The sequence below is a fragment of the Pseudomonas sp. LBUM1666 genome (genome assembly GCF_059695775.1).
This window is the reverse complement of sequence record NZ_CP166789.1, coordinates 5723468-5741057: the sequence shown is the minus strand read 5'-3', so window position 1 is coordinate 5741057 and position 17590 is coordinate 5723468. Positions and strand designations below refer to the sequence as shown.

The 17590-nt window shown below is 59.5% G+C and carries 16 protein-coding genes; 7 read left to right on the top strand and 9 right to left on the bottom strand.

The genetic code is table 11. From position 1 onward, the window contains the following. Nucleotides 1-65: 65 nt before the first annotated feature. Together fdhA and ACA056_RS26520 are read left to right on the top strand one after the other, a co-directional pair. Complete coding sequence (gene fdhA / locus ACA056_RS26525; RefSeq protein WP_033053966.1) at nucleotides 66-1265, top strand: formaldehyde dehydrogenase, glutathione-independent; 1200 nt, start codon at nucleotides 66-68, stop codon at nucleotides 1263-1265. Nucleotides 1266-1485: 220 nt separating this feature from the next. Beyond that, nucleotides 1486-2037, top strand: a complete 552-nt coding sequence (locus tag ACA056_RS26520; RefSeq protein WP_497268875.1) for a DUF2780 domain-containing protein — start codon at nucleotides 1486-1488, stop codon at nucleotides 2035-2037. Nucleotide 2038: 1 nt separating this feature from the next. Here the strand turns inward: ACA056_RS26520 and yihG are convergent, their stop codons facing one another. Beyond that, nucleotides 2039-2926, bottom strand: coding sequence for a 1-acylglycerol-3-phosphate O-acyltransferase, YihG family (gene yihG, locus ACA056_RS26515; RefSeq protein ID WP_497268873.1), 888 nt, complete (start codon nucleotides 2924-2926; stop codon nucleotides 2039-2041). Nucleotides 2927-3225: 299 nt separating this feature from the next. On the opposite strand from yihG, the gene rloA2 reads away from it, so the two are divergent. The 4 genes from rloA2 (at nucleotide 3226) to creD (ending at nucleotide 7538) form a co-directional block, all read left to right on the top strand. Then, the gene (gene rloA2, locus ACA056_RS26510; protein ID WP_497268871.1) at nucleotides 3226-3732 is read left to right on the top strand and encodes a retropepsin-like aspartic peptidase RloA2; all 507 of its coding nucleotides are present in this window, start codon (nucleotides 3226-3228) and stop codon (nucleotides 3730-3732) included. A gap of 74 nt (nucleotides 3733-3806) precedes the next feature. Continuing rightward, nucleotides 3807-4487, top strand: coding sequence for a two-component system response regulator CreB (gene creB, locus ACA056_RS26505; protein ID WP_497268869.1), 681 nt, complete (start codon nucleotides 3807-3809; stop codon nucleotides 4485-4487). Continuing rightward, entirely contained in the window at nucleotides 4487-5908 is a 1422-nt protein-coding gene (gene creC / locus ACA056_RS26500; RefSeq protein ID WP_497268867.1) for a two-component system sensor histidine kinase CreC, read from the top strand. Before creB ends, creC begins: the two co-directional genes overlap by 1 nt. Before the next feature lie 259 nt (nucleotides 5909-6167). Next, nucleotides 6168-7538: a cell envelope integrity protein CreD gene (gene creD / locus ACA056_RS26495; RefSeq protein ID WP_497268865.1), complete on the top strand. Its 1371-nt coding sequence runs from the start codon at nucleotides 6168-6170 to the stop codon at nucleotides 7536-7538. A gap of 210 nt (nucleotides 7539-7748) precedes the next feature. Here the strand turns inward: creD and ACA056_RS26490 are convergent, their stop codons facing one another. The 8 genes from ACA056_RS26490 to ACA056_RS26455 form a co-directional block, all read right to left on the bottom strand. Further along, entirely contained in the window at nucleotides 7749-8378 is a 630-nt protein-coding gene (locus tag ACA056_RS26490) for a glutathione S-transferase (RefSeq protein ID WP_497268863.1), read from the bottom strand. 68 nt (nucleotides 8379-8446) lie between these two features. After that, nucleotides 8447-8626, bottom strand: coding sequence for a hypothetical protein (locus tag ACA056_RS26485; RefSeq protein ID WP_497268861.1), 180 nt, complete (start codon nucleotides 8624-8626; stop codon nucleotides 8447-8449). After that, a complete protein-coding gene (locus ACA056_RS26480) occupies nucleotides 8623-9753 on the bottom strand; it encodes a PepSY-associated TM helix domain-containing protein (RefSeq protein WP_497268859.1) in 1131 nt (376 codons plus the stop codon). The genes ACA056_RS26485 and ACA056_RS26480 overlap by 4 nt, the downstream gene beginning before the upstream one ends. A 72-nt stretch (nucleotides 9754-9825) precedes the next feature. After that, the gene (locus ACA056_RS26475) at nucleotides 9826-12261 is read right to left on the bottom strand and encodes a TonB-dependent siderophore receptor (RefSeq protein WP_497268857.1); all 2436 of its coding nucleotides are present in this window, start codon (nucleotides 12259-12261) and stop codon (nucleotides 9826-9828) included. 116 nt (nucleotides 12262-12377) lie between these two features. Continuing rightward, nucleotides 12378-13349: a FecR domain-containing protein gene (locus tag ACA056_RS26470; protein ID WP_497268855.1), complete on the bottom strand. Its 972-nt coding sequence runs from the start codon at nucleotides 13347-13349 to the stop codon at nucleotides 12378-12380. Continuing rightward, nucleotides 13346-13864, bottom strand: coding sequence for an RNA polymerase sigma factor (locus tag ACA056_RS26465; RefSeq protein ID WP_046052410.1), 519 nt, complete (start codon nucleotides 13862-13864; stop codon nucleotides 13346-13348). The genes ACA056_RS26470 and ACA056_RS26465 overlap by 4 nt, the downstream gene beginning before the upstream one ends. Before the next feature lie 348 nt (nucleotides 13865-14212). Then, nucleotides 14213-14920 carry a 3'-5' exonuclease gene (locus tag ACA056_RS26460; protein ID WP_497268853.1) on the bottom strand — a complete coding sequence of 236 codons (708 nt, stop codon included), beginning with the start codon at nucleotides 14918-14920 and terminating at the stop codon, nucleotides 14213-14215. Next, complete coding sequence (locus ACA056_RS26455; RefSeq protein ID WP_497268851.1) at nucleotides 14917-16857, bottom strand: putative nucleotidyltransferase substrate binding domain-containing protein; 1941 nt, start codon at nucleotides 16855-16857, stop codon at nucleotides 14917-14919. The genes ACA056_RS26460 and ACA056_RS26455 overlap by 4 nt, the downstream gene beginning before the upstream one ends. A 254-nt stretch (nucleotides 16858-17111) precedes the next feature. On the opposite strand from ACA056_RS26455, the gene ACA056_RS26450 reads away from it, so the two are divergent. Continuing rightward, nucleotides 17112-17558: a response regulator gene (locus ACA056_RS26450; protein ID WP_497268849.1), complete on the top strand. Its 447-nt coding sequence runs from the start codon at nucleotides 17112-17114 to the stop codon at nucleotides 17556-17558. The last annotated feature ends 32 nt before the right edge of the window (nucleotides 17559-17590 follow it).

Here is a 17590-nt window from a genome sequence, read left to right as displayed (position 1 = left end):
CAATCAACGCGCCGCCGATCCATGGCGACGCGACCGCTACATAAAAACAACAGCGAGGTGAAAGCATGTCTGGCAATCGTGGTGTGGTGTATCTCGGCGATGGCAAGGTCGAAATACAGAAAATCGACTATCCGAAAATGCAGGACCCGCGCGGCAGGAAGATTAATCACGCTGTCATCCTGCGTGTGGTTTCCACCAACATCTGTGGTTCCGATCAGCACATGGTGCGCGGTCGTACCACTGCTCAAACCGGCCTGGTCCTGGGCCACGAAATCACCGGTGAAGTGATCGAGAAGGGCAGCGACGTCGAAAACCTGCAAATCGGCGACCTGGTGTCGGTACCGTTCAACGTTGCTTGCGGGCGCTGCCGTTCCTGCAAGGAAATGCACACCGGTGTGTGCCTGAGCGTTAACCCGGCGCGTCCGGGTGGTGCTTACGGTTATGTCGACATGGGCGACTGGACCGGTGGCCAGGCTGAATACGCGATGGTGCCGTATGCCGATTTCAACCTGCTGAAACTCCCGGATCGCGATCGCGCGATGGAAAAAATCCGCGACCTGACCTGCCTCTCCGACATCCTGCCGACCGGTTACCACGGCGCAGTGACGGCTGGCGTTGGCCCAGGCAGCACCGTGTACATCGCCGGTGCCGGTCCTGTCGGTCTGGCCGCTGCTGCTTCCGCTCGCCTGTTGGGCGCGGCCGTGGTGATCATCGGTGACGTCAACACTGTCCGCCTGGCACACGCCAAGGCTCAGGGTTTCGAAATCGCCGACCTGTCGCTGGACACCCCGCTTCACGAACAAATCGCTGCGCTGCTGGGTGAGCCAGAAGTGGATTGCGCCGTCGACGCCGTGGGCTTCGAAGCGCGTGGCCACGGCCATGACGGCGTGAAACACGAGGCTCCGGCCACCGTGCTCAACTCGCTGATGGGCGTGGTTCGGGTGGCCGGCAAGATCGGTATCCCAGGCCTGTACGTGACTGAAGATCCGGGTGCAGTCGACGCAGCCGCGAAGATGGGCAGCCTGAGCATTCGCTTCGGTCTGGGCTGGGCCAAATCCCACAGCTTCCACACTGGTCAAACGCCGGTTATGAAGTACAACCGCCAGCTGATGCAGGCGATCATGTGGGACCGCATTCATATTGCCGACATCGTTGGCGTGGAAGTCATCAGCCTGGATGACGCGCCGCGTGGTTATGGCGAGTTCGATGCGGGCGTGCCGAAGAAGTTTGTGATCGATCCGCACAAGTTGTTTAGCGCGGCGTAAGGCTTCAGGCAAAACAAAACGGCGGCCCTCGGGTCGCCGTTTTTTATGGCTGGAACGATCATTTACAGGGCTGCCAATGCGCCTTTCAGCGCCTAATTCTTTTTCGACTGTTCGTCAGGGGCTCGCCAAGGCTGGGAACAATCCCCTGGGATGCCAGTCCAACACACGATTTTTCGCCGCCCATTGCCGGGCGGTTTTCATGGCACATGAGGATGTCTGAATGAAGATTTCACGCGGTTTTGCACTGGCTTCGCTGATGTGTCTGGCGGCCAGTCCGGTCTTTGCTCAGTTCAGCCTGTTCGATGCGGCCAATGCCCTCTCCGGCACGCAGGGCGATGACGCCGCCGCGGCCGCACCGACCGCGCAGACGGCCGGTCTGCTGAGTGCGCTTAGCCAATTGAACGTGACGCCAGAACAAGCCATTGGCGGTGCCGGGGCGATGCTCGGTCTGGCGAAGAATCAATTGAGTTCGACTGACTACTCGGAGTTGGCCAAAAGCGTGCCCGGAATCGACTTACTGTCCGGTGGCGGTGAACTGGGCGTCCTCAGCGGCTTGCTTGGCTCGTCCGGTAAAGCGGCAGGTCTGGACAACGTCCTGGGCAACGTGAATAACACCAACGACCTGAACAGTGCCTTCAGCGCATTGGGCATGGACACTGGCATGATCGGCCTGTTTGCCCCCGTGCTTCTGCAATTTTTCGGTCAGCAGGGCGTCGGCGGGTCGCTGCTGACAAACCTGGGCGGGATCTGGGGCGCAGGCACCGGTACCTGATTCAGCGGCGCTCGGCGCGCAACGCGTCGATGCGCAGGTCCTTCTCGATCCAGAGCTGGTTGACCCAGTTCTGGATGGTTTCGCGAAACTGCGGATCGTTTTCGTAATCGCCCTGCCACAGCGCCGGGTCGAGTTCGCGGGTCTTGATGTCGATGATGACCCTCGGCACGTTGCCGCTGAGCAAATCCCAGAACCCCGGAATCGTCTGCTGCGGATACACCACCGTCACATCAAGGACGGCGTCCAGCTGTTCGCCCATTGCCGCCAGTACAAACGCCACGCCGCCAGCCTTGGGCTTGAGCAGGTGGGTGAAAGGTGATTGCTGCTGGGCACTTTTCGCCGCGGTATAGCGTGTGCCTTCCAGGTAATTGACCACCGTCACCGGCTGACGCTTGTACAACTCGCACGCCGCTTTGGTGATCTCCAGGTCCTTGCCGGCCAACTCAGGGTGCTTCGCCAGGAATGCCTTGGTGTAGCGTTTCATGAACGGGTAATCCAGCGCCCACCACGCCAACCCCAGGAACGGCACCCAGATCAGCTCTTTCTTGAGGAAGAACTTGAAGAACGGCGTGCGTCGGTTCAACGTTTGGATCAGCGCCGGGATATCGACCCAGGATTGATGGTTACTGATCACCAGATACGATGTATCGACCCGCAGGTCATCGCCGCCACGGATATCCCATTGCGTGGGGATGCACAGGCGGAAAATCAGCTTGTCGATTTCGGCCCAGGTCTCGGCGATCCCCATGACCGTCCATGAGGCGTAATCACGCAAGCGCCCGGGCAGGACCAGTTTGAGCAAGGCGAACACCATCAGCGGCCCGAACAGGGCCAGGGTATTGAGCAACAGCAGCAGGGTAACGAAACAGCCGGTGAGCAGGCGGCGCATAAATAACTCTTGAAAGCCTTTGGGCGCGCAATGATAAGCAGCTTCGGACGGCAGGCCAAATCGGTGAGGACGAATGTTTCACCTTTACGTGGTTATGCTGGTCCTGTCGTGATCATTCCGGCCCCATCGCGAGCAGGCTCGCTCCCACAGGATTTGTGTGTTGAACACTTGAACTGTGAACAATAGAGATCCCTGTGGGAGCGAGCCTGCTCGCGAAAGATCTGAAGAACGAACGAATTCCCTACTGGCGGTCTAAAATTCCGCGTTCGACGCCCCAATTGCCCAAGGAAGCCCATTACGTGAAATCCCTCCTTGCACTGCTTTCCCTCGTGGCCCTGCCGGTCCTGGCCGCTGAGCCGACCCTGTACGGGCGCTACGAATACATCGCGCTGCCGGAAATCGGTGGCGAAGTCCTCAAGGCCAAGATGGACACCGGCGCCCTGACCGCGTCGCTGTCGGCCAAAGACATCGAAACCTTTACCCGCGATGGCGACGAGTGGGTGCGTTTCCGCCTCGCCACCAAAGGCGCGAGCAACAAGGTCTACGAACACAAGGTCGCGCGGATCAGCAAGATCAAGACCCGCTCCGAAGAAGACGAGGATGACAACGACGCGGTCGAGCCCACCAAGCGCCCGGTGGTCGATCTGGAACTGTGCCTGGGCAACGTCAAGCGCACCGTGGAGGTCAACCTCACCGACCGCAGCAGCTTCAACTACCCTTTGTTGATCGGTGCCAAAGCCTTGCGTGAGTTCGGCGCGGCGGTGAACCCGGCACGGCGCTTTACGGCGGACAAACCCGACTGCTGATTTCAAGTGGTCTCATTGACGTGACGTGAGCCTTGGGGCACCGTTCGCCCACTTAACTCCCGGGCTCGGACGCCATGCCTCATATCCTGATTGTCGAAGACGAAGCAGCGATTGCCGACACCCTGATTTTCGCCTTGCAGGGCGAGGGCTTCACCACCACCTGGCTGAGCCTTGGCGCCGCTGCGCTTGAGCATCAGCGCCAGACTCCTGCCGATCTGATCATTCTCGACATCGGTCTGCCGGACATCAGCGGCTTCGAGACCTGCAAGCAATTGCGGCGTTTCAGTGAAGTACCGGTGATTTTCCTCAGCGCCCGTGATGCTGAAATCGATCGCGTCGTGGGCCTGGAAATCGGGGCCGACGATTATGTGGTCAAGCCGTTCAGCCCAAGGGAAGTGGCGGCGCGGGTCCGGGCGATTCTAAAACGCATGGCGCCGCGAGCGACCGCCGAGGTGACATCGGCGCTGTTTCGCATTGACAGCGAACGGGTGCAGATCAGCTATCGCGGTCAGCTTCTAACCCTGACCCGCCATGAATTCCGTCTGTTGCAATGCCTGCTGGACCAACCCGAACGCGTCTTCAGTCGCGAGCAATTGCTCGATGCGCTGGGCGTCGCTGCAGATGCCGGGTACGAGCGCAGCATCGACAGCCACATCAAGAGCGTGCGCGCCAAACTGCGCCAGGTGAAAGCCGACGCTGAACCGATCCAGACCCATCGCGGCCTCGGCTACAGCTATAGCCCGGGGCGTAGCTGATGCCGCTGGGGATCCGGATTTTTCTGGTCTATGTGCTGTTTATCGGCCTGACCGGTTACTTCGTGTTGAACACCGTGATGGAAGAAATCCGTCCCGGCGTGCGCCAGTCCACCGAAGAAACCCTGGTCGACACCGCCAACCTGATGGCCGAAATCCTGCGCGACGACTTCAAGGCCGGCACCCTGAATCAGAACCGTTGGCCCGAGCTGCTCAAGGCTTATGGCGAACGGCAACCGAAGGCGAGTATCTGGGGATTGCCGAAGAATCAGGTCAACCACCGGATCTACGTCACCGATGCCAAGGGCGTTGTGGTGCTGGACTCCAGCGGTGTGGCAGTGGGGCAGGATTACTCGCGTTGGAACGATGTTTTACTGACCCTGCGTGGCGAATACGGCGCTCGTTCCAGCCGCAGCGATCCGGACGATCCGAACTCCTCAGTGATGCACGTCGGCGCTCCGATTCGCGACAACGGCCAGATCATCGGCGTGGTCACCGTCGCCAAACCCAACAGCTCGTTGCAGCCATACGTTGATCGCACTGAGCGGCGATTGCTTGCCTGGGGGGCCGGGTTGATCGGCCTCGGTCTGCTGTTTGGCGCGCTGTTGTCGTGGTGGTTGAGCGCCGCGCTGCGGCGGCTGACTGCTTACGCTCAGGCAGTCAGTGAGGGCCGCAGGGTCGAGATTCCGCACTACCGTGGCGGCGAGCTGGAACAACTGGCGACGGCGGTGGAGCAGATGCGCACGCAGCTCGAAGGCAAAGCCTACGTCGAGCGTTATGTGCACACATTGACCCACGAACTGAAAAGCCCGCTGGCGGCTATTCGTGGCGCGGCGGAGTTGCTGCAAGGCGAGATGCCGCTGGCCCAGCAACAGCGTTTTGTCAGCAACATCGACAGCGAAAGCGCGCGGATGCAGCAGTTGATCGAACGCCTGTTGAATCTGGCCCTGGTCGAGCAACGCCAAGGGCTGGAAGAGCGGGTGGCGGTGCCGCTGGCGAAGTTGGTGGATGAATTGCTGAGCGCTCAGGCGGCGCGCATCGAAGGCAAGCAGTTGCGCGTGGAACAAACCATTGCAACGGATCTGTTGCTGACCGGTGAACCGTTCCTGTTGCGTCAGGCGCTGGGCAATCTGCTGGAGAACGCTTTGGATTTCACCCCGGCGCAGGGCTTGCTGCGATTCAGCGCCGAGAAGATCGGTGAACAGATCGAATTCAGGCTGTTCAACCAGGCCGAGGCGATTCCCGACTATGCGCTGCCGCGACTGAGCGAACGCTTCTATTCCCTGCCGCGACCGGACAGCGGGCGCAAGAGCACGGGGTTGGGGCTTAACTTCGTTGAAGAGGTGGTCAAGTTACATGGTGGGTCATTGAACATCGGTAATGTTGACGGTGGTGTTCAAGTCAAATTGCGTATGCCTGCTTAGATCCACCCCTCACCCCAGCCCTCTCCCCAGAGGGGAGAGGGGAAAGGGAGCTGATCTTCAAGCTTTTCAAACTTGAGTTCGACTCGATATTTCAGGTCGCAGTATTTCTAAGGAACTCACGGATCAGTCCCCTCGCCCCTCTGGGGAGAGGGTTAGGGTGAGGGGTGGTTCTTGAACTTCTCACACACTCTCCACATACACCCCACACACCCTCCACATACAAATCCCAGACTCTCCCCATCCAAACAGGGAGAGTCCCATGAACCGCAGCCTGACCATAAAACTCGGGGCAATTGCCCTTCTGATTCTGTTGTTGCTGATCCCGCTCTTGATGATTAACGGTGTGATCCAGGATCGTCAGCAACTGCGCGACGGTGTCCTCGAAGACATCGCCCGCAGTTCCAGCTACAGCCAGCAACTGAGCGGGCCGCTGATGGTGGTGCCGTATCGCAAAGTGGTGCGCACCTGGAAGCTCAACGAGAAAACCAACGAGCGTTATCAGGACGTGGGTGAAGAGCGCGGCCGTTTGTATTTCCTCCCTGAACGCTTCGAACTCGACGGCCAGGTCCAGACCGAACTGCGTTCCCGGGGCATTTATGAGGCGCGTCTGTTTCATGCGGACAACCGCATCAGCGGGCATTTTTCGGTCCCTGCTCAATTTGGTATCAAGGAGGATTTCGCCGATTACCAGTTCGATCAGCCATTTTTGGCGGTCGGGATCAGCGACATTCGCGGCATCGAAAATGCCCTGAAACTCGAGCTCAATGGTTTGAAACTGGACTTCGTGCCGGGTAGCCAGGTGGGCTGGTTGGGGGAGGGCGTGCATGTCACCCTGCCGGCGTTCGACGCGAAGCAAGCCACAGAACTGGCCTTCGGTTTCGACCTGCGTCTGCAAGGCACTGGCCAGTTGCAGATTCTTCCGGTGGGCAAAACCAGCAAAGTATCGCTGGCCGCCAATTGGCCGCATCCGAGTTTCATCGGCAACTACCTGCCGGCCCAGCGTGAAGTCAGTGATCAGGGATTCACCGCCCATTGGCAGACCTCGTTTTTCTCCACCAATTTGCAAGAGGCCTTGAGCAGTTGCGTGTCCGGCGGTGGCTGCGAAGCCTACACCGGCCGCAGTTTCGGGGTGAGCTTCATCGACCCGGTGGATCAGTACCTGAAGAGTGATCGGGCCATCAAATATGCGTTGCTGTTTATCGTCCTGACCTTCGCCGGTTTCTTCCTCTTCGAAGTGCTGAAAAGCCTGGCGGTACACCCGGTGCAATACGCGCTGGTAGGCGTGGCCCTGGCGTTTTTCTACCTGCTGTTGCTGTCACTGTCCGAGCACATCGGCTTTGCCCTGGCATACTTGTTGTCGGCGGGCAGCTGTGTGTTGTTGATCGGTTTTTATGTCTGCCATGTGCTGCGCAGCGTGCGTCACGGCTTGAGTTTTTCGGCGGGATTGGCGGCGTTGTATGGCTTGCTCTATGGCTTGCTCAGTGCAGAGGATTACGCGTTGTTGATGGGTTCGCTGCTGTTGTTCGGTTTGCTGGGCGTGTTCATGGTGCTGACCCGCAAGCTGGACTGGTATGGGATTGGGCAGAAGTCGGCCAAGCCGTTGGCGTTTGATATTGGAGCGATGGAATGAGCCGGTCGTTGGGGTTGCGTGAGGATCAGCGGGAGGGGGAAGAGTTGGCGATGCAGATTGCGGTGTTGTTTCCGTTAGATCCGGTGTGGTGCCTTCGCGAGCAGGCTCGCTCCCACAAAAGATCTCCAGTGAACACTAAGTTTGTGCACACCACAGATCAACTGTGGGAGCGAGCCTGCTCGCGAAGAGGCCCGTAGAGTTAGCGAAAATCTAAACCTTCGGCATCGTCGCCACCATCGAAGGCCGCTGACTCACCTCAAAATACCAGTTCGCCAGCTTCGGATTCGTCGTGCGCCATTCCAGATCCGGATGGCGCAAATCCAGGTAGCCCAATGCACAGGCAACACTGATCGCCGCCACATCGAAATGGCTGGTCAGCTCGGCAATCGCGTCCACTTCCAGCAATGCCAGGCCGCGACGAATCTTCTCGCGCTGGCCATCGAGCCATTCGTCCCAGTGTTTTTCCGGGGCACGCAGGGCGACTTCATAACGAATCAGCACCGCAGCGTCCATGATCCCGTCGGCCAGGGAGGCCAGGGTCAGGCGCCGCCAGCGGGCCGAGCCGTCGCGCGGTATCAGCGGGTTGCCGACGTGCTGGTGGTCGAGGTAATCGAGGATCACCCGGCTGTCATGGATGACGTTGCCATCGGCCAGGCGCAAGGCTGGAATTTTACCCAGCGGATTGTCTTCGTTGAGTATCAGGTCCGGGCTGACTGGTGTGAGCACGCAGTCTTGCAGCGCCACGCGGTCCTGTTGACCGGTTTCGTGCAGCAGCACCATGACTTTGCGAACGAAGGGCGACAACGGGTTGTGGAACAGGGTCATGTTGGGGGCGGACATGGCAGCGTCTCGGTGTGGGACAGTGTTGGGCAGCATAGCGCGTGAATCACGCAACAGGTTCGGTGTTATTAGCGGCGTTGCAGCAGGCCGCGCAGCGCAAGGGTGGCTGGAACGCCCAGGCCCAACCAGCTCAATGCGTCCCACACCCCATCCCCCAGCAACGCGGCAAACAACCCCGCGGCGCTGAGCAGGGCGATAACGGTGGGGGTGGAGAAGACCTTCCAGAAATTCGACTGCCTTGGCCTCATGCTGGACTCTCCGCGTTCTCGAGCACCGGTTTGGCAGCCTTGCGCCGCACCACCCACAGGTAAACCCCGCTACCGAGCACGATGATGGTCAGCACATCCAGGGTCGCCCAGAGGATCTTCATCGGCATGCCGCCGTAATTACCGAAGTGCAACGGTTGCGACATGCCCATGGCGTCCATGTACCACGGGCGCTCGGCCACGGCGGTGACTTGCAGGGTACTGGCGTCGATCAGCACCGGTGTCAGCAGGTGCGAGGTCAGGTGAGTGCTGCCTTTCATGAACACCGCGTAATGGTGTTCGCTGGAGAATCGTGTGCCGGGGAAGGCGATAAAATCCGGCTGCATGCCCGGTGCGACTTCCTTGGCGATGTCGAGCAAGCGGGTCGCGGGCGCCAGTTGTGTCAGTGGCGGCGCGTCGCGGTACGGCGCGACCATCGCGCTCAGGCTGTCGTTGCGCCACGCGGCGATCAACAGGTCGGCGCAGGCGCTGATGACGCCGGTGACGCCGACCACCAAGACCCAGGTCAAGGTCACCACGCCGATCAGGTTATGCAGATCGAGCCAGCGCAGACGGGCGGATTTGTCTTGGCGCACAGTGGCGAATTTCAATCGCCGCATGAACGGCAGGTACAGCACGGTCCCGGAGACAATCGCCACCACGAACAGAATGCCCATGAACGCCAGCAGCAACTTGCCCGGCAGACCGGCGAACATGTCCACGTGCAGGCGCAGCATGATCATCATGAAGCCGCCATTGGCCGACGGCATATCCAGCGCTTCGCCGGTGCGGGCGTCGAGCATGAAGGTGTGAGACGAGTTCGGTTCAGTGCCGGCGGTGGCTGCCATGATCGTAATCGCGGCGTTGGGCTCGTCTTCGTCGAAGCCGAAATACTGCATGACCTCACCGGGCCGATGCTTTTCAGCCGCCTGCACCAACTGCTGCAAATTCAGCTGCGGGGTGTCCGCCGGCATGGCCTTCAATTCAGCGGCATCGCCCAGCAAGTGGTCGATTTCGTGATGGAAGATCAATGGCAGGCCGGTCAGCGCCAGCATCAGCAGGAACACGGTGCAGATCAGGCTGGTCCAGGTGTGGACGAAGGACCAGCGGCGAATTGTTTTGCTTTTCATTTCATAGCCTTCAGAAATACCAAAGCCGTCCTCGAAGGACGGCCTGGGTATCAGGTGTGTCAGATCAAGCCGTTACCACTTGTAGCCGACGCTGGCCATTACGTTGCGACGGTCGCCGTAATAGCAGTAAAAACCGTCGCAGGTCGAAATGTATTCTTTATCGAACACGTTGTTGGCATTGACGCTGAGACTGACACCCTTGAGCGTATTGTTCAGGCGGCCCAAGTCGTAATGGACTGCCGCGTCATAGACGGTGTAGGAACTGCTATGACCATCTGATGGATCGCGTACGAAGCCCATGCTGCCGATGGCGATGTTGTCGGTTTCGCCGATATAGCGCACGCCGAAGCCGATTCCAAAGCCATCCAGAACACCTGTATGCCATGTGTAATCAGCCCATGCAGAAGCCTGGTTTTCCGGGGTCAGTGGTAGTGGGCGGTTTTTATCCAGAGGGTCGGTGACTTTCGTCATCTTGCTGTTGGCGTAGGTGTACGCGGCCGTCAATTTCAAGTTCTCGTTGACGTTACCGGTAGCTTCCAACTCGAACCCACGCACATTGGCCTCACCCAGTGGGCGAGATACACCCAGGGTGTCACTGAGTACGATGTCCTTGCGGGTCAGGTCATAGGCAGCTGCGGTGAACAAGATGTCGCTGCCCGGAGGCTGGTACTTGATACCGATCTCATATTGTTTGCCAGTGCCTGGACGGAAAGCCGCGCCATTGGCGCCACCGGCTTCCGCCTGGAAGGATTCGGCGTAGGAGATGTACGGTGTAAAGCCGGAGTCGAACACGTAGCTAAGCGCCGCGTTGCCGGTGAAGGCGGTGTCGTCGCGAGTGTCCTTTGCATCGTTCATGTTGTAGAAGGTCGTGTCGGTGTGCAGCCAGTCCTGACGGCCGCCCAAGGTCAGGCGCCAGTTATCCAGGGCCATCTGGTCCTGGAAGTACAGACCTGTGTCATAGGTCTTCTGGTTGTAATCATTGAACGCGGTGTAGCTGACGTTGCTGAAGTCCTGGCCGTAAATCGGGTTGATGATATTGCTGGTCGGCGCGCTGCCAAACAGCCATTTGTAATTGGTGTTGACGCGCTGGTGGTCCAGGCCCAGCAACACTGTGTGCTTGATCGAACCCGTGTCGAAATCCGCCTGGAAATTGTTATCCACGGCGAACTGACTGATGTCTTCGTTGACGACGTTGGCACCTCGGGCCAGGGTACCGTCGTCACTGACCGAACCGAAAAAACCGCCTGCGGTGATGCCTTGGAAGGACAGATCACTCTTGGTGTAGCGCAGGTTTTGACGGAACTGCCAGACATCGTTCATCCGGTGCTCAAAGGCATATCCCAAAGCGTAATAGGTCTTGTCGTAGAACTCCCACTCCGGGTCACCGAGATTCTTGTGGTACTTCACTTCGCCAGCAGGCGTTGAAAGTTTGGTGCCCTGTAAAGGAAGAAACTGGCTGGTGATGCCTGTGTCGTCACGGTTGAACTGGCTGAGGAACGTCAGCTTGGTGTCGGGATCGATGTTCCATGTCAGGCTGGGAGCGATGTTGTAACGCTTGTCGTCGTTGTGCTCGATGGTTGTGTTGCTGTCTCGCACCACGCCGCTGACACGGTAAAGCAAGCGTCCTTCGTCATCGATGGGGCCGGTGCTGTCGAAGCTGATTTGCTTGCGCTGATAGTTGCCGATCTGCAATTGCACTTCGTTGCTGGCAATGTCTTCAGGGCGGCGGCTGACCATATCGATCAAACCACCAGGAGGCGTCTGGCCGTAAACCGATGAGGCCGGGCCACGCAGCAGGGCCACGCGCTCCAGATCCCAGGTTTCCATCTTCGGCATGGTATAGGTGCCCTTGGGCAGGGGCAGTCCATCGAGGAATTGGGTGGGCTCAAAGCCACGAACCTTCAACCACTCGGCGCGGCTATCGCTGCCGTAGCTGCTGGCTACGACGCCGGGCATGTAACGAACTGCGTCATCCAGATTTTGTACGGCGCGGTCTTGCATCTGTTCACGGGTGGCAACAGAAATTGACCGCGGTGCCTCCGCCAGTGCCGTATCGGTTTTAGTCCCTGCTGCCGTACGTTTGGCGAGGTAGCCTTGTACCGGCCCCCAAGCGCTCTCGGTGTTTTCCACGCCAATGACGGCGGTTTCCGGCAGGGCCATCACGCCCTCGGGCACGGCCACCAGGCTGAAGGTGCCAGCGCTGCTTTGTTCCAGTTGCAGACCGGTGCCGCGCAAAGCTTCGCGCAGGGCGCCGGCTGCGTCGAACTGGCCTTTGACCGGTGCCGAGGTCTTGCCTGCCGCCAGTGAAGGATTCAACGACAGCGCCAGGCCAGCCTGGCTGGCGATCTGGTTCAGGGTGTTGGCCAATGGCGCGGCCGGCAGGTTGTAGGCGCGAACGCTGGACGCCTGTTCAGCGGCCATCAGCTGACTGCTGGCCAGAGGGGCGCAAAGGGCAATGGCAATCGCCAGCAAACTGGGGCGCAACAAGGTGTCTAGCGAACGGGACATACAGCGGCTCCTGAATGGAAATACTTCTCAATTGCCTAGGTGCCGAACGAGAATTCAAAAGTGATAGGGCTGATTGAAAATAATTTCGATTCAGTAAGTGATCGTTTGTGGCGCGATCACTTGTTCTCAGTCTTTGCCGATACCGTCACCCACCACGGCGAGTGCTGTTCGATCTGCACCGGCAGGGTCGGCAGCAGGGCGCTCAGGGCCAGATCGGTGTCGTGCAGCGGGAAGCTGCCGGTGATGCGCAGGTCGGCGATTTCTGGAGCAACGCCAAGATGTCCGCGTCGATAACGACCGAGTTCATGGACCAGGTCTTCCAGCCGCGTGTTGTCCACCACCAGCATGCCGCGGGTCCAGGCATCGGCGCCGAGGTTGAGCGCGACGATCGGTCCGAGGCCATTGCTGCGCATCAGGACTTGCTGGCCTTCACGCAGAATCTGCTCTTCAGGGCTCGACTCGGGATGGGCCGCCACTGCCGATTTCAGCACGCTCAGGCGCGTACCTTCTTCTTCACGCTTGACCAGGAACCTTGTCCCCAACGCACGCATGCTGCCTTCGCGGGTTTCGACGATAAACGGCCGGGCGTCGCCATGGCCGGTTTCGACGAGGATTTCCCCTTCCTGGAGGATGATCAGCCGTTGTTTTTCATCGAAACGCACATCCACGGCACTGTGGGTGTTGAGGTTGATCAGCGTGCCGTCGGTCAGGCGCAGGGTGCGTTGCTCACCCGTGGCGGTGCGCTGGTCGGCCAGCCAATAGTCAATCGGCAGATAACGATCACCGGCGAACAACGCCAACCCGATCACCGCGACGATACTGGCCACGCCGCTGCCGAGTTTGCGCACACGCCGGCGGATGCTTTCGCGCGATTGCAGTAACGCGGTGCGAGCCGGGCCGCTGGCCACGCTGAAGCGCTGGTCGAGCATGCCCAGTTGGCGCCAGGCCCGCGCGTGTTCTTCGTGGGCGGCGTGCCATTTGGCGAACTCTTCGCGCTCCACCGGGTTGCCGGAGTCCAGGGACAACTGCCAGGCAATCGCGGCATCCAGCACCTGCGCCGAGACGGGTTTAGAGCTGACCGGACTCATACCGGCTCACCGTACAACGCGATGTAGCACTGACGAATGCCTTGGGCCAGATACTGACGCACCCTTGGTACTGACACACCCAGGCGCTCGGCGATTTCGGCGTGGCCGAGGCCGTCGAGACGGTTATAGAGAAACGCCGCCCGGGCCTTGCTTGAGAGCTTGCCGAGCAGGCGGTCGATGGCTTTGAGGTCTTCGAGGATCAGCTGCTGTTCCTCCACCGACGGTTGTTCACCTGCGGGGATCAGCATCAGTTCGGTGAGGTAGGCCTGTTCCAGCGCGGCGCGGCGGAAATAGTCGAACAGCAGACCCTTGGCAATCGCCACTAGAAACGCGCGAGGTTCACGCGGTTCCTTCAGTTCTTCACGACCCAGCAAACGCACGAAAGTGTCCTGACTCAGGTCTTCGGCCCGTTGCGGACAGGCCACATTGCGTCGCAGCCAGGCCAATAGCCAACCGCGATGGTCGCGATACAACGCACCAACGAGTTCACTTTGAGGGCTTTGGACTGACGACACGCAGCATCACCGATTGGGAAGTATTAACTAACGAGAATTGTTCGCGATTGTGGCAGAGGCGGGGGAGGTAAGCAATTGGCGCTGGTCGGGTGGGGCGTGGGAGGTTTGGTTGGGGGCACGGCTTGAAATCGACCCCTCACCCTAACCCTCCCGAAACGTCGGACCGCCCCAGAGGGGCGAGGGGACAGACTGTGGGTTTCTTTAGAAAATTTGCGACTTGAGATATCGAGATGAACTCAAGTTTTGAAATGCATGGAGATCGGCTCCCTTTCCCCCTCTCCCCTCTGGGGCGGTCCGACGTTTCGGGAGGGTTGGGGTGAGGGGTGGCTCTTGAAGTTGCCCCCTATTTCAAAACGAAGGCGCCCGCTGCCGCCGCTTCCACTGACTCAATCGCTGCTGCAGATTCAACGGGCTATGAATCTGCATCTGCCGCGCCCGGCTAAACAAAATCAACGCCAGCTCAGCGGTGGCCAACGCATCGGCACTGGCATTGTGACGCTCGAACACTTCCAGTTTGAACCAGTCGATCCACTCATCCAGCCCGGCATCGCGAATGTGCGCCTGAGGGCAAAGCAACGGCGCGATATCAGCCACATCCAGAAATGGATGCTGCAACTTGTAGCCCAGATGGTCTTTCAAGGCGCGCCCGAGCATGTGTTGATCGAACGGCGCATGAAACGCCAGCACCGGGCTGTCGCCAACAAACTCCATGAATTCGACCAGGGCCTGAGCCGGATCACTGCCAGCGGCAATCGCACTCGGCCCCAGGCCATGGATCAACACGCTGGGAGCCAACTTCATGTCCGCGCATTGCAACGTGCGTTCGAACTGCTGGCTGAAGTCGATCGCCCCGTCCTCGATCACCACCGCGCCGATGGACAACACCCGATCCTTGTTCAGGTTCAATCCGGTGGTTTCCAGGTCGAGCACCACCCAGCGCTGTTCGCGCAAGCTGCATTCGCCGAGCTCTGCCGCGGAGGGCAAGCATTGCAGACGTTGTTGGAGTTCGCCGGGAAGGCTGGGACCTACCGGGCGCAGCCATGAAAACAGGCTCATAGCTGATACCGCAGGGCCAGGCTGCTTTGCAGGCGTTGTGCCTGGCGCAGGGATTCACGCAGGATCCGTCGATCCAGATGATTGAGGCTGTCTGGATCGACCCGGTTGGAGTAGGGCAAGTTCTCCCGAGTCTGTAGCTGATGTTGCTGCATGCGGGCTTGCTGGATGAAGTGATAGGCCTCTTCGTACGCGGCACCGTCCAGCCGTTCGATGACTTCTTTGTCCACCAGTTGGCGAAAGCGCTCCAACGTGTTGTTCGCCTCGACCCCGTGGGCCAACGCGAGCAGTCGGGCACCGTCGACAAACGGCGTCAGCCCCTGGAGTTTCAAATCCAGGGTGGCTTTCTCGCCATTCTTGCGAGCCAGTACGAACTCACGGAAACGTCCCACGGGCGGACGGTTGCGCAGGGCGTTCTCGGCCATCATCCGTTGGAACAGACGGTTGTCATTCACCTGATCGAGAATGCCCTGACGCAGCTGCTCGCAGCCTTGCTCGTCGCCCCAGACCACCCGCAAGTCGAAATAAATGCTCGAACCCAACAGGTTCTCCGGCGTGGCCTCGCGGATAAATGCGGAAAAACGTCGTGACCACTCGGCCCGGGACAGACACAGCTCAGGGTTGCCGGCCATGATGTTGCCCTTGCACAGGGTGAAACCGCAGAGCGCCAGGCTCTGGTTGATCTGCTGGGCAATGGGTAGCAATTTGCCGCGAATCTCGGCGGCGTGGGCCGCGTCCCGGGCTTCGAACAGAATGCCGTTGTCCTGATCGGTGTGCAGCGTCTGCTCGCGGCGGCCTTCGCTTCCGAAGCACAGCCAACTGAACGGAATGCCGGGGTCGCCTTTCTCGGCGAGGGTCAGTTCGATCACCCGGCACACGGTGTGGTCGTTGAGCAGGGTGATGATGTGCGTGATCTGGGTTGAAGAGGCGCCGTGGGCCAGCATGCGCTCCACCAGTTGGCCGATCTCGCCGCGCATCGCGACTAGATTTTCCACCTTCTGGGCGCTGCGGATAGTCCGCGCCAGGTGCACCAGATCGACCCGTTGCAGGGAAAACAAGTCACGTTCCGAGACCACGCCGCACAGGCGATGATCCTTCACCAGACAGACGTGGGCGATGTGCCGCTCGGTCATGGCAATCGCCGCATCGAAGGCGCTGTGGTCCGGCGACAGGTAAAACGGCGCCTGGGTCATGTGACGCTCGATGGCTTCGTTGAAATCGTCAGTGCCGTCGGCCACCACATGGCGCAGGTCGCGCAGGGTGAAAATCCCCAGCGGCGCTTTATGTTCGTCGACCACCACAATGCTGCCGACCTGCTGCTCATGCATCAGGGTCACGGCTTCACGCAGTGGCGTGGTCGGGCTGCAGGTGACCGGGTGGCGCATGGCCAATTCGCCCAGTCGGGTATTGAGCGAGTACTGGGTACCGAGGGTTTCCACGGCTTTTTGCTGGACTTGCTGGTTGACCTGATCCAGCAGGCTGCTCACGCCGCGTAGGGAAAAGTCACGAAACGCATCGGAAAGCGCGAACAGTTTGATGAACGCGAGCTTGTTCAGCTGTAGGCAAAAGGTGTCTTCGGAGGCCAGATGTTCGGTACGAGTCGCACGCTCACCCAGCAGGGCGGCGAGGGGGAAACACTCGCCGGTGGTGATTTCAAAGGTGGTTTCGGTCCCACCCTTAGCCGTGTGGGGACGCTCACCCACGACCCGGCCTTGCTTGACGATGTAGAAATGCTCAACCGGGCCGTCGGCGGGCGTGAGGATGCTCTCGCCAGGCGCATAAAAACGCAGCTGACACTGCTCGACCAGGTACGCCAGGTGGGCGTGTTCCATTTGATTGAAGGGCGGGAAGCGCTGAAGGAATTGCAAAGTGCCCTGGATGTTCTGCAACACCGCGGTTTTCCCTGCCTGTGTGAAGGCGTCCTCTTTACTCATAACCATTACCGCAGTCTTTTTTTGAATTGTTGTTGTCGGATGACTCAGCCATGGTCGGCCCCTGCGCGCGGGGTGCCCATTGGACGTAAGTCTAGGTAGGCAGTGACGCTGTCGGTATTTGGGAAATGTCTGACGCAACTGTGGGAAAAACCTCCTACATTGGCTATAGGAAACTTTTCCGACGAAGTGCACATTGAAGGCCTGCTTAGCGATGTCTGACGGATGTGCTAGGGAATAGAAATGAAAACGTAGAGTAAGCCATGTCCGACCACGATATTTTGAGTGACGCCGAGCGCAAGGCGCTGAGCGACGTCATGCTGGAACCTGACCTGCCGCCGCAGCGGGTGCTGATCGTCGACGACGATAAAGACGCGCGCGAGTTGCTGTCGGAGATTCTGGCGCTGGACGGGGTGCGCTGCATGACCGCCGCCAGTGGCGAAACTGCACTCAAGATGTTGGAGACGATGCCATCGATTGGCTTGGTGATTACCGATCTGCGGATGGGAAATGTCGATGGCCTGGATCTGATTCGTCAGGTTCGTGAATCGGTTCGGGCGGCCATGCCGTTCATCATCGTTTCCGGTGACGCCGACGTGAAAGATGCGATCGCGGCGATGCACTTGAGCGTGGTCGACTTCCTGCTCAAGCCTGTCGATACCGGCAAGCTGTTGGAGCTGGTCAAACGTGAGTTGGGAATGGATGCGTAGGAACTGATTTGAAGCAAAAAAGCCCTGATCTT